Raw genomic sequence first — 12,169 nt, 5'->3', positions numbered from 1 at the left:
CCAAACTGGATAACTAATCATGCTGACTTAAAGCTGAACACAACTCTTCATTGATCGCATACGTTCGGCTTGAATAACGACTGGAAATCTTTCGTTCACTTTTACATTCGACATAAGATTCGATATTAGATTGCGTTTTACTATATGTGCCCATAGCTAACAATGGGGCAACAATAAGCACTAAAACGATGCCTACTTTGTTAATCTCACCAATATTTAAGGACAGTCTAAACTGTTCTTTAACCGTATAAATTGTGAAATAAGGAAAGATTAATAGCATCACATAACTTCCCCACATATTGAGTAAGCCAGCAACACGTATTACGCTGCTATGAAAAAACGCTGTTTCAACTAGATCATTGACTAGCCAACCACCTATAAATGTACCACTCAAAAATAAAATGATACGAAAGAAATTCATTGAAAGTATCCCTCTACTGCTTCAGTAATGCTTTTTGAATATTCCATATTTTTATCAATCTCGTCTAGAGCATAACCTAAGCCAAAAGATACCCCAGCAAAGACTAACCCTGTAAGTAAAACGCCGACTGTTGCTGGCAATGATGCTGTAAATAATGCCGCTCCACCTAAAGCAATAAATCCTTTAGCCAAATCAGCAGACATGTTCACACCAAGTTCTGCCAGGGTTGCGTCATCACGCAGTATATAGTCGACGGCATTTACTCCAACCGCAAACGCGATTTCAATACCTGCGTTAAACCGAACATATCGCACTGCGCCTTTGAGATCGTTCAAACCGAGTCCAGCTTGAACCACTTTTGGATTACTTGCTCCCCACTTATTTCCTTGCATTAAGGTTTGTTGATGACGACGAAAATCACGAATAATCACCCAGTCTTGACCATGAATGGTTTTTGTTGATGATTTAACACCGAGCCCACCCAGTCCTTTAGCAGTAGCATAAGCTTCCGCAGTTCCTTTAGCTAAATCACTATAAGACTTAGTGGTGCCTATCGTTTCTTTCCCTCCTAAATTGCTGTATAGCTCTTGGGCTTCCTCCAACGACAGCACCGCGATACTCACTATCGGTTTCACATACTCGATCTGGATGTCTTTCTTACCTTCTGGAGCTAAAGGGTTATAAGGTGGCCAATACATATTTTCTGCGGCGATCTGTGGTTTATTGCGTGCTTGCAACTCGGCAAACGCTCTATCATTGGCCTCCAGATTCGCTTTTCGCTGTGCTTCCAGCCTTTCTTTGGTGGTTTTTCTCGAAGGCTCAGGTGGTGTAACACTCCGAGTCATGGGCATGGAGGATCCTAATGGTGCAAAATTTTTGGCTTCAGCCATTCTTAGAGCGGCAGCGCTCTTGTCCCAATCTCTCTGCATTTGGCAAGAGCTACATTTACAGAGCTCTGGATTTTGACCCACAGGACATTTGTACAGTTTATTTTTATCAAACATATCGTATATAGGCATTGAAGATCTCCTGACTGACATTGAATTCCATTTTCGCATGATAACCTTAAAAATCGACAGGCAAAAATTTGCCCGCTGCCCACTTTATTATTTATGTGTCCTCAATAAATAAGACTGGATGGTATGGTGTGCCAGAGTTAGTGTCGTGGTCTCGTTCATTGCAGGGGATACAACATGTTAACGATTGCACCTGGGGCACAAAAGCTTCTACAAACGATCGCAACCTATTCGCGTTATGGCGCGGTAAAACCACACATCATTGCCGCGCAACACCCCGAATACAGTGAACATCATATTGCTTTTGTACTGGAGCAGCTCGCACAAGTGCCATTCGCCGATTTACACCACCTGATTAAAAACACTAACAACTGTATATAATGACAGTGTTAATGGTGATAAACTCTCCTGGTGTTTTGATGCCTTGAGTACCTGAGACCCAGAGCCTTTTAATAAAGGAATTGGAGAGGAAGCAGCAAAACGCCGCCAGCTTTAATTCGTTATGGCTGGCGGCTTCACTCGCTCTTTGTGTTCAAGGCTCTTGCAACAGGAGATTAGAATGCACCAACACACTCTGCACGATGGTCGTGCAACCCTCATTCATGCCGACTGTTTAACTTACCTTAAAAAACTTGAAGACAATTCTGTGGATCTAATTTTAACCGACCCACCATACTTCCAAGTTAAACGTCAAGCTTGGGATAACCAGTGGCCAGATGTCACTTCATTTTTAGCGTGGCTAGATGAGGTACTACTCGAATTCTGGCGAGTACTTAAACCTTCAGGAAGCCTTTATTTGTTCTGTGGTTCAAAACTTGCCAGTGACACGGAACTTCTCATCAGAAATCGTTTTGAAATGTTTAACCATATCATCTGGGCTAAACCATCAGGCCCATGGCGCAGAATGCACAAGCCTGATTTGCGTATGTTCTTCCCTGCAACCGAGCGTATCTTGTTTGCTGGTCACTATAATGCTGAAGGTTATGCGAAAGGCTGCTCAGGTTACGCCTCTCAGTGCAGTGAGCTAAAGAAACAAGTATTTAAACCGTTGATGGATTATTTTATTGAGGCTCGTCAACAGCTCGGAGTGACAGCGAAAGAAATCAATGAGGCTACAGGCACTCAAATGTGTTCACACTGGTTTAGTGAAAGCCAGTGGACATTACCAAGCAAAGAGCAGTACCAGAAGTTGCAACGGCTCTTTGCCAACAAAAAAGGGCTGTTGGCCAAAACACATGGCGAACTGGTAGAAGAGTATGATGCCTTAAAAAACAGCTATCAAAGTTTGGTTTTGGAATACGATGATCTAAAAGCCCAATACGAACATCTACGCCGCCCGTTCTCTGTCACCAGTGAGGTGCCTTATACGGATGTATGGCAGTTTGCTCCTGTGCAATATTATCCTGGTAAACATCCTTGTGAGAAACCGCAAGACTTGCTGCAACATATCATCACCGCCAGCAGTCGTGAGAACGATGTGGTGCTCGATGCATTTATGGGCAGTGGCTCAACTGGTAAGGCTTGTTTGAGTTTGAATCGGCGTTTCATTGGCATTGAAATGGAAGAAGAAACGTTTGAGCAAACATTGGAGTCGATTAAAAGTATTAAATGTTAGTCCGTAACTTAAAAGAAAAGGCGCTTAATTGCGCCTTTGCTACTTTTAATCGTCATCTAATTGCCACTGGCATAATCTAACCAATATGAGACCTGGTGCTCCTGCACTTCGCATAACTCACTCAGATGCTTGATAACAGTACAGCAAAGCTGGTGCGTCTCCGACCCATGATATGAAGGTTCCAAACGGCACATCAAATGACTACCAACAGAAATCAGGTTAACGCATCGGCCAACTAAATCGGTTGTTTTCATTGAATCGTGTTCAATCACTTCACTCAGTATGGCGAGATGGCAAAATACATCTCGGCTGGTATCCGTTGCGTGTTTACCATTACATGTGTGATGAATAAACTCGGATAGCGTATCAACTAGATTAAGATACAGTTCATTGTTGTATTTCATAATTCCCCTGAAAATTACATTCGCATACTTGGTGAGTTTGAAATCCCTAAGCGCTGTTCTGCTTCGTAAACCCTATTCGCATATGCTGCCTTAGCCGCAGCTTTGCTAGGATAAGATTTGGTATTTCCATCGACATCAATCACTTCGTATGAGATAGACAATACCATTCCATTGGCGTCAAGCTCTTCGACAAGAACAAGACTGCAACCGTGCTCGGGTGGTAGTAAAAGTGTTCTTCGCGCCATTTAATTTTCCCTCAATTCATAAAGATATAGCCATTAAACAATACATCACTTCTGGTTTCTAGTTGTACAACCATTCGTCCGCTTCGTTGAACATTTCTTCTAAAATCTCGTGGGCTTTCTCCTTGTTGTCTTTATTCTTGTCCATAATCTCAAGGTGATTATTTTCACCCTTACGTATACGAATCCGAACATCAGGATCAAGTACCGATAAGCGCCTTTGAATTTCCGGTTCAATCAAAGAGAACTTGTCTTTTGGTAAACCATCCGATTTAACGATCATTTCAACACGCATAACAAACCTCGCCTCGAATTAAACTGTATAAATAAACAGTATAATTATTTTTAGCCGAGGTCAACATGATCCATATCCTTCCATAGATCATCCATCACATCGTGGAGGGTTTGTTTGAGTTGTGGGGTCATATCGCGCAGTGCGGCCACTAAAGTTTGAGCCATCACATCCGGTTCGGTACTGGCGGATTCAATCTGAATGACGGGAGCAAAACTGACCTCAACGGTCGCTGGTGGTTGATTGATGATGGCTCTTGATTGAGCGCTTGCTGACTGTACGGTTTGTTCAACCTGGGCAACGGCTTGCTGGTTAACTTTATCGTCTCCACCATTGAAAACGTCATACAGCCAGCCTGCAATTTCATCACCTGCAATCGAGCCACCTATTGTTCCAGGGAGTGCGCCCACACCACCAAATAAGGCACCAGTCAGTCCACCAAGTCCACCTCCTACGGTAGAGCCGATACTACGCCAAACGCCTTCGGTATCACCATCCATTGCACTCATTCCGATGGATGCAGCGTTGAGCGCTGTACCAATAACAGGAAGCTTTTTGAGAACACCTTTACCACCACCTAATGCCTTTTGGCCTGCCGTAGACCAAAAGCTCGGTCCTTTAGCAACGTTCGCTACAGGCTCGGCAGCAGACTTGGTAAATAGCCCACTGAACATACTGGCTGGTTTGAAACCGCCTTGAGAACCCATTGCCGTGCCGAGGATTTTACCGACAGCCTTTTTACCTAACCGGCTTAAAAGTAAGCCGCCAAATGCAGCGGTTCCAACAGCTCCAGTAAGACCAGCGTAACCTAATGCGGAGTTATCGTTCATCGCTCCAGTAGTAGAGCCTGTTACATTAGAAACCGCATTCCCTAAGCCATCAAACTTATCAATTAATTTGGCTGCACTGTTAGATACGGTATCAGTCATTGAATTGAATGATTGTGTGGCTTTGTCTATGGATGTGGATATGCCTTTCGCAGCATCATCAAGTGAGTCCACACCTTCAAATACTTTAGCGCCTTCTTGCATCCCTTGCTGCATTGCATTTAAGCCTTTGGTGCCAATATCCTCAGACATAATGGTGCCACCAATCGCTTCAAGAATTGGTTTAACTGCGGCGGCATCTGTTTGGCTTACACTATTGACCAATGCCAACAATGCAGCATAGTTATTACCAGGAGCGGTTCCAGTTGCAACGTCATTGCGAACTCGGTAAGCGGCCTCCTTTATACGGTTGCGTAAATCGACATCCTCAATTGCATCAACGGTTCCTGCTTTGTCACCTTCACCAACAAGCTTGGCAAACTCACCTTCATCACTGAAACGAGCCATAAAAGATTCTTTGAATGAGTCCCCAACCTTATCAGTGTTCCAAACGCCTGCTTGACGTGCCCGAACGATGGAAGCTGCAAATTGGTCGAATGAAATCTTATCGCCAAGCAAAGGTGAGTATTCAGCAAAGGTGTCGAGTAAATCCCCGTTAGCATCACCAACCATTGAGCTGGTGGCGTAGAGTTTATTCGCCGCTTCCTCAATGCTGATACCAAAGCCTTTTGAAATATTGGCAAGTGCTCGAACGGTTTCAGGGGATGAATAGTCAGGGAAGATCTTTTGCAACTGGATAGTCGCTTTCGTTAGTGCCTGAGTGTCTTCTTCGCCCAAGTTCTGCTGCTTGGCTAACGCTTGAGCTGCAAATATGCTCTCCTGGTCTGCTCCATACATGCGAATTAAGTCTGTACGGAATTGACGTTGGGATGCTGATTGTACCTCCTCAAGTGAATAGCTACTGCGAGCAGCGAGAAGGCGCTCATTTCTTGCCTTATCGTTGCCTGCCCAAGCAAGTCCTGCTGAAGCCATAGCGCCGCCAGCAATCGTGCCTATCTTCTCTATATGCTGTAGAGCACTCCCTTGTTGCTTTAGTCCTTGGTTCGTTTTTTGGATTTCAGCTTGCAGTCGTCTTTCTTCCTGAGCGATGTTATTAACATCGACGCCCGTATTTTTAAGTGTTCGTCCAAGCCGCTCCAGCTCACGCTCTTGGACTGTGATTGCTTTTTTGTTTTTGGTTTCTTGTTGATTCAATTCCTTCAGAGCGTTTTCGGCTTTCTTAAATGCATCAACATCAGCGGTGGTTTTCTGTAGCTGCTTAAACTCTCGCTCCAGCTTTTTCGACTCATTCTCAATCTTCTTTGACTGCTGCGTAAAGGCGTCTTTAACCCCAACAATGAGTTCTAATGCGTACCCGCTGTTATTACTTGTTGCCATGGTTAAAGACCTCTATGAAGTAGTTGTATTGCGCCCAATCGGCATTCATTAGTTCTCCGACGGAGGCAATGCCTATTTTCTTATGCGTCAGCAGATGAAAGGATTGGTCAAAGATTTTCGATTTGATTCGAGCGAGGTTTAGCTCTTTCCCATTAAGTGAGCCAGATTGATGTACTCTTCGTACGGCAGGTTAATGAGCATATCGACAGGAACGACCACTTCACCTTTCATGCTGAGGTTCGTAAACTTTCCGTGTTCATCTCGCTTCTCATCAGTACGCTCACCAAACACCAAAATGCTCGATGCAATGTGCGCGGTGATGGCATCGTTTGACTCAAACCCGTATTGCTCTTTGGTGAAGCGTACTGCTTCAATTCGGTCTTTCACCAGCGCTTTACGAACCCGTTTCGCACAATTGAGTTCCATGCCGCCAAAGTGGATTGGGGTATTCAAAATACAGAGTTCAAATTCCATCATTGCTCGTGCAATGTCTTCCAACGTAAAAACCTTAGCTTCCGGTTTCAAGGCGGTTTCAACGGTGTTTTTAGTTTTATTTTCAGTGCTCATGGCGCAGTCTCGATGTGAGTTATTCAGAGTCTGCATTGTGTCTTTATATAACCCTGCCATCTGCCGAACGGAAATTAAGATTTAGATGCTCGATATCCTGTCATCACTGGATAAACGAGATGTAATGATGCTTCCCAAAATCTTAAAGCAAGATATTCGACTAAGAACATTAAGCCGTCTGACTACCGAGGAAATGAACGAGCTTCGCTCTGCCATTAAAGGGTTACAGGTGCTTGATATTGACCATGTGCACGAGTCATATCTACCGTGGTTAGCTTGGTGGTTTCGTGTTGATACTTGGGATGATGATTGGAGCGTTGAAAGAAAACGGATAATCGTTAAAGAGGCTCTGACACTCTACAAGTACAAAGGAACCATTTGGGCTGTAGAGCGAGCACTGAAGCTTACCGGATTCGGCCCAAAGCTTACCGTGTGGCATCAGATGAACCCTCAAGGATCCAAAGGCACCTTTTTAATTGAGGCAACTCAAGAGCAAGGTGGTTTGACTCAAAAGGATTACGAGAATGTGGTCACACTGGTTGAGAGTAACAAGCAAGGCTCTCAGCACTGGAACATGATTGTTCGTAACCCAGTGAGTCAAGGTGGCTTATATGCCGGTGTTCGCGTTCGCAGCCGCAAGCGCATTACTGTTACTCTCATGGATTAATATGGCAAATGAACCTTTAAAAGCAGCAGTCGTTACAGACATAGGCATGGCAAAGCTAGAGGCTGCCTATCTAGCAGGGGAAAAGGTGGTCATCAGTGAAATGGCACTCGGTGATTCAAACCTTGTGTATGTCGAACCTAACTCCTCGTTCATTGAATTGGTGAATGAGTTTGGACGTCAGACGATCAATGATGGTAATACCACGGATAGTTGGATTAATGCTCTCGTCTATGTGGATAGCACACAATTTGCGAACAAGTCAGTACTAGAATTTGGACTATATGATAGCGATGGTGATCTTATCGTATACAGCTCATACACACCAAGCCTAGTTCCCGACATTGGCCCCAATTACATACAGCTTGAAATTGAATGCTCAGTAAATTTATACAATGCCTCTGCTGTCACGCTTGAAGTAACTCCCATTTACCCTCAGGCCACGGAGCTTGAGATGGGTATTGCTAAAGTAGCGACCAGTGAGCAGGTTGAAACGGGTACCAATGACAGCGCCTTTCTCACCGTGAAGAAGTTTCTCTATGCCCTCGATGTCACTCAGGTCATCGATAAGCTGGTGAATAATCTCTGGCTAAAACTGGCCGCTAGAATCTTTCCTGTCGGTGCAGCGATTCCTTGGTATACCGACACGGCTCCTAGTGGCTTTGCCATGATGAAAGGACAAGCGTTCAATAAAGCAACCTATCCACAATTAGCGGCCGTTTTCCCTACTGGTGTTCTGCCTGATATGCGTGGTCGTGCCGCTGTGGGCAAATTTGACGGTGAGACGGTAGGTGCATTCGAGCAAGGGGAAATTAAATCTCATAACCATTCTGGCTCTGTAACGTCTACTGACCTTGGCACGAAAACCACGAGCACAAACTGGCATGACCATAATTTAAAAACCAACACAAACCCTTGGGGTGATGCGTTCGCCGCTTCTTGGATTGGAGACAACAACTGGCTGATGCAAGGGTTTAAAGGAGCCATTGGTAACATTGCGACTCAATATGCCAATGCGAGAAATTCCATAGATTCTGAAGCACACAACCACACCGTCGCCATCGGTGCTCATGGTCATGGGTTAGCGATTAATGCCAATGGCGGTTCAAGAAACACCGTAGATAACATCAAAGTAAACTGGATTGTGAGGCTCGCATAATGACAACATTTTTTACTACGTCCCAAACTGTCAATGTCTCTCGCCTGACCAATGATGGATGGTGGATTGAAAATACAACAGAGCATGTAGCAAAAGGAACAGCTCTGGGGAGTGACTTTACTGTCAACATCTATACGCCTTCAGTCGATGGTATGACCGCTCGCTATGACCGGAGCTGCGATACTTGGTCGGTTGAAATCGAAGATATGACGAAGAAACCCTACTTCGACAAGAATGGCGGTAAACACTATTTAGCTAACCCCGCGAGTGAATATCCGCAGGGGGCCATTTTGGAAGTTCCGCCGGAGTACGATGGTGAGACGCAAACTGTTTTATACAAAGACGGGAAATGGAAAGTCTATTCTATTCAGATAGGAGAAACGTTTTATGGTGAGTATGGTGATGAGTTTGTTGTTTCAGATTACAACTTTGAGCTGCCTGAGAATTATACATTTACCAAGCCGCCTTCACTACGCTCGGACAAATATGTCGTAAAGCTTGTTAACGGTGAATGGCAGCAACTTTTAGACCACCGAGGTCAAATTGCTTTTGCCAAAAATCGTGATAACGACAAAGACTATCAGATTAGAGACTTGGAAGAGCTACCTGATACCCATACTCTTTTAGAGCCGAAGGCTTTTGAGTCGTGGGTCAATGGTGGCTGGCAGTATGATATTGAGCGTCATCGACCGTTTAAAGTGGCAGAAGAGAAATCATGGCGCGATGCTGAACTCATCAAGGTGCTTAATCGCATTGACCAGTACGAGAAAGACCAAAGATATCCACTTGAGTTAAGAACCTCACCCATTCAAAGTGAAGACGACTATATGAGGCTGTTACAAGATAGAAAAGCTCTGAGTGATTATCCTGAGTCAGAGCACTTCCCGTTCGGGCCCCGTCCTCTTCTTTCAGGTTTAACCCGATAAATTGAACCCAGCCACGCGCTGGGTTTTTTATGTCATTCATCAAGCAACAGCTGCTATGTTATCACGCCGCTTCATTTCTGTTATGCACTAACTTTAATTAGTTACGGTGTCTTTGTTTCGCTAAATCTCGCTTTATTTCGGGTAATTTCGCATTCAAAAACGTTTTAACGATAAAAGTGATAATGTTTTAATGTCTGCACGCCGTTGTCAAATGAAAGGCCGCTACATAAAGTATCCAATACAAAAAAAGTACAAAAAAAGCAGCGCTCAATTGCGCTGCTTGATGTAGCTGAATCTATGCTATTGGAATGTGGAAATCACTATTCACTCGTCTAAAAAATGAGGCTAAATGATAGCTTGTTCCAAAATTTCCCGTGATTTTTCAAGCGTGATGGCTTGCTGTTCACCCAAAACAAGCATTCCATGTGCGTTCAGTTGAGCGATAACTGCGTCTATGGCCGCTTGTTTGCTACTGTTATGATCCGCAAATTGAGTTGGAACATTCAAGCTGTGGTAGAAGGCTTCAATCGCATCGATTGTGCGTAAGGCAAGATCGCTAGTTTGATTGAGCCCAAAGACATTTTTGCCCATTTGCTCAAGTTTAGCGCGTTTGTTCTCAAGTTGATTGCGCAGTAGGGAAGGCTGCACAATCGCTAGCGAACGGGCGTGATCAACATGCCATAATGCGGTGAACTCGTGACCAATCATATGAGTCGCCCAATCTTGTGGAACGCCAGTACCGATCAGGCCATTTAGTGCTTGGTTCGCTGTCCACATCAGGTTTGCTCGCCATCCATCATTATCACGCTGGTCATATTGTTGACCCAATACCAGCAAGTTTTTAAGTAAAGTTTCGGCATAGCCGTCTTGAACCATTGCATTGGTTGGCAAGGTTAAATATTGCTCACAGACGTGTACCCAAGCATCAACAATACCGTTGATCAACTGGCGCTCAGGCAGTGATTTCATTACATCTGGATCAAGCACTGCGAACTTAGGCTGTACCGCTGGAGCCATAAAGGCCAGTTTGTCTTGTGTTTGTGCTTTGGTAATGACCGCGCCCATGTTGGATTCAGAACCGGTTGCTGGCAGAGTCAGAATTGCACCGATAGGCGTAGCTTCAGTAACTTGATGTTTACCCACCATGATGTCCCAGCCATCCCCATCATACTTAGCCGCCGCGGCAACGTATTTTGAACCATCGATAACCGAACCACCACCCACGGCAAGAATAAAGTCGATGTCCTGTTCTTTGACGATAGCAACCGCTTTATCTAAGGTTTCTTTGGTTGGGTTTGCTTCTACACCTGAAAACTCGACCCATTGGTGGTCAGTGAGTGCACTCACGACTTGGTCATAAACACCATTTTTTTTGATCGAACCGCCACCGTAGATCACCAGTACTTTTTGGTCATTTGGAATCGCCTGACTGATCGCCGAGATTTGGCCTTGGCCGAAGTGAATTAGAGTAGGGTTAACATAAGTAAATTTCATTATTCTCACCTTTGCTTATAGAAAAGGAGGCGGCGCCTCCAAGTCAGTGTTTTACGATGTGCATATTAGTATTAATTATCCAGTCAATATAGACCAATTTCTCGAAATTAATTGCCTAATTCTCTAATTGTCGTATTCTTCCTTCAGTTTTGATAAGGGGGCATTATGAGTAAACTGGCGCAACTGATGCAGCAATACATTGAAAAACAATCTTTAGATCATTTGGAAGGTATTCACCAAACGGCAGTGCCGGGCGTATTGTTTTATCGCAGCAGCCGCGGTAATGGTAGACAACCCCTTGTGTATCAATCCGGTATCATATTGTTGGGGCAAGGACATAAACGCATTCATATTGGTAGCCAACCCGTAAATTATGGCCCCAATGATTACTTGGTTGTTGGGGTACCTTTACCACTTGAGTGCGAAGCTTTTGCGTCAGAAAGTGAACCGTTATTGGGCTTGACTATTAATATCGATCACTCACTTCTCCTTAAACAGGTTGATCGACTTGAGGCTTCTGGTTTTTTATCTGATTGCATAGACAAATCAAAATGCGGGCTGAAATCAGTAGAAATGGGCGCAAAGATGCAAGCAAGTGCGATTCGTTTGATGTCGGCATTGGTTGATGATCTTGAAGCTAAAGTGCTTGGCGAAAGCTTAGTCGAGGAGATTGTGTTTCGGGCATTAACCAGCGAGCACGGTTATGTGCTTTTTGATCTCGCTCATCAAGAAGGGCACTACGCCCGGATAGCCAAAGCGTTGAGTAAAGTACATCAAGAATATGATCAGTCCATTACCGTTCAGTTGCTCGCCGAAGAAGCCAATATGAGTGTTTCGGCGTTTCACCACGCCTTTAGGCTGGTGACGTTAGAATCTCCTTTACAATATTTAAAAAAAGTCAGGCTTAACAGAGCGAAAGAGCTGATTCGTGTGGAAGGCAAGCGTGTGAACGATGCCGCTCGTTTAGTTGGTTATGCCAGCGCATCTCAGTTTAGTCGAGAATATAAGCGACATTTTAATGAAACCCCAAGAGGAGTACAGCGTTAGAAATAGCGCATAAAGTTAAACTCTACATTTTTGTAACAATTAGTGTTGTTGCATATTT

At 44.3% G+C, this 12,169-nt stretch carries 14 protein-coding genes; 6 read left to right on the top strand and 8 right to left on the bottom strand.

The features are described from left to right. Positions 1 to 13 precede the first annotated feature (13 nt). Complete coding sequence (locus AACT23_RS17595; protein WP_094130209.1) at positions 14 to 421, bottom strand: hypothetical protein; 408 nt, start codon at positions 419 to 421, stop codon at positions 14 to 16. After that, positions 418 to 1,440 (bottom strand): hypothetical protein, encoded by a 1,023-nt coding sequence (locus AACT23_RS17590; RefSeq protein WP_255211900.1) that lies wholly within the window; start codon positions 1,438 to 1,440, stop codon positions 418 to 420. Before AACT23_RS17590 ends, AACT23_RS17595 begins: the two co-directional genes overlap by 4 nt. A 174-nt stretch (positions 1,441 to 1,614) precedes the next feature. On the opposite strand from AACT23_RS17590, the gene AACT23_RS17585 reads away from it, so the two are divergent. Together AACT23_RS17585 and AACT23_RS17580 are read left to right on the top strand one after the other, a co-directional pair. Then, positions 1,615 to 1,818, top strand: a complete 204-nt coding sequence (locus tag AACT23_RS17585) for a hypothetical protein (protein ID WP_094130206.1) — start codon at positions 1,615 to 1,617, stop codon at positions 1,816 to 1,818. 178 nt (positions 1,819 to 1,996) lie between these two features. After that, positions 1,997 to 3,052 carry a DNA-methyltransferase gene (locus AACT23_RS17580; protein WP_094130203.1) on the top strand — a complete coding sequence of 352 codons (1,056 nt, stop codon included), beginning with the start codon at positions 1,997 to 1,999 and terminating at the stop codon, positions 3,050 to 3,052. 56 nt (positions 3,053 to 3,108) lie between these two features. On the opposite strand, the gene AACT23_RS17575 is transcribed toward AACT23_RS17580, so the two are convergent. The 5 genes from AACT23_RS17575 to AACT23_RS17555 all read right to left on the bottom strand — a co-directional run bounded on the left by AACT23_RS17575 (position 3,109) and on the right by AACT23_RS17555 (position 6,821). Beyond that, positions 3,109 to 3,456 (bottom strand): hypothetical protein, encoded by a 348-nt coding sequence (locus AACT23_RS17575; protein ID WP_094130200.1) that lies wholly within the window; start codon positions 3,454 to 3,456, stop codon positions 3,109 to 3,111. A 14-nt stretch (positions 3,457 to 3,470) separates the two neighbouring features. Then, a complete protein-coding gene (locus tag AACT23_RS17570) occupies positions 3,471 to 3,701 on the bottom strand; it encodes a hypothetical protein (protein WP_094130197.1) in 231 nt (76 codons plus the stop codon). A 58-nt stretch (positions 3,702 to 3,759) separates the two neighbouring features. Further along, complete coding sequence (locus AACT23_RS17565; protein WP_094130193.1) at positions 3,760 to 3,993, bottom strand: DinI-like family protein; 234 nt, start codon at positions 3,991 to 3,993, stop codon at positions 3,760 to 3,762. A gap of 50 nt (positions 3,994 to 4,043) precedes the next feature. Further along, positions 4,044 to 6,254, bottom strand: a complete 2,211-nt coding sequence (locus AACT23_RS17560) for a phage tail tape measure protein (protein WP_094130190.1) — start codon at positions 6,252 to 6,254, stop codon at positions 4,044 to 4,046. A 138-nt stretch (positions 6,255 to 6,392) separates the two neighbouring features. Further along, on the bottom strand, positions 6,393 to 6,821 hold the full coding sequence (locus AACT23_RS17555; RefSeq protein ID WP_255211899.1) for a hypothetical protein: 429 nt from the start codon (positions 6,819 to 6,821) through the stop codon (positions 6,393 to 6,395). A gap of 124 nt (positions 6,822 to 6,945) precedes the next feature. Here AACT23_RS17555 and AACT23_RS17550 point away from each other — a divergent pair, with 124 nt between their 5' ends. From AACT23_RS17550 to AACT23_RS17540, 3 genes are read left to right on the top strand one after another with little or no spacing between them, the layout of a single operon-like run. After that, entirely contained in the window at positions 6,946 to 7,488 is a 543-nt protein-coding gene (locus AACT23_RS17550) for a phage tail protein I (protein ID WP_255211898.1), read from the top strand. 1 nt (position 7,489) lies between these two features. Further along, on the top strand, positions 7,490 to 8,644 hold the full coding sequence (locus tag AACT23_RS17545) for a phage tail-collar fiber domain-containing protein (RefSeq protein ID WP_176428699.1): 1,155 nt from the start codon (positions 7,490 to 7,492) through the stop codon (positions 8,642 to 8,644). Beyond that, on the top strand, positions 8,644 to 9,570 hold the full coding sequence (locus AACT23_RS17540; protein ID WP_094130181.1) for a hypothetical protein: 927 nt from the start codon (positions 8,644 to 8,646) through the stop codon (positions 9,568 to 9,570). The genes AACT23_RS17545 and AACT23_RS17540 overlap by 1 nt, the downstream gene beginning before the upstream one ends. Positions 9,571 to 9,915: 345 nt before the next feature. Here the strand turns inward: AACT23_RS17540 and AACT23_RS17535 are convergent, their stop codons facing one another. Beyond that, positions 9,916 to 11,064 (bottom strand): iron-containing alcohol dehydrogenase, encoded by a 1,149-nt coding sequence (locus AACT23_RS17535; RefSeq protein ID WP_029189759.1) that lies wholly within the window; start codon positions 11,062 to 11,064, stop codon positions 9,916 to 9,918. Positions 11,065 to 11,229: 165 nt separating this feature from the next. On the opposite strand from AACT23_RS17535, the gene AACT23_RS17530 reads away from it, so the two are divergent. After that, the gene (locus AACT23_RS17530) at positions 11,230 to 12,111 is read left to right on the top strand and encodes an AraC family transcriptional regulator (protein ID WP_017047225.1); all 882 of its coding nucleotides are present in this window, start codon (positions 11,230 to 11,232) and stop codon (positions 12,109 to 12,111) included. Positions 12,112 to 12,169: the final 58 nt, after the last annotated feature.

Origin of the sequence: Vibrio sp. V09_P4A23P171 (assembly GCF_963875615.1) — a bacterium.
In the GTDB taxonomy this organism is placed as follows: domain Bacteria; phylum Pseudomonadota; class Gammaproteobacteria; order Enterobacterales; family Vibrionaceae; genus Vibrio; species Vibrio anguillarum.
The sequence above is the reverse complement of the archived record's forward strand: the minus strand, read 5'-3'. Positions and strand labels throughout refer to the sequence as shown.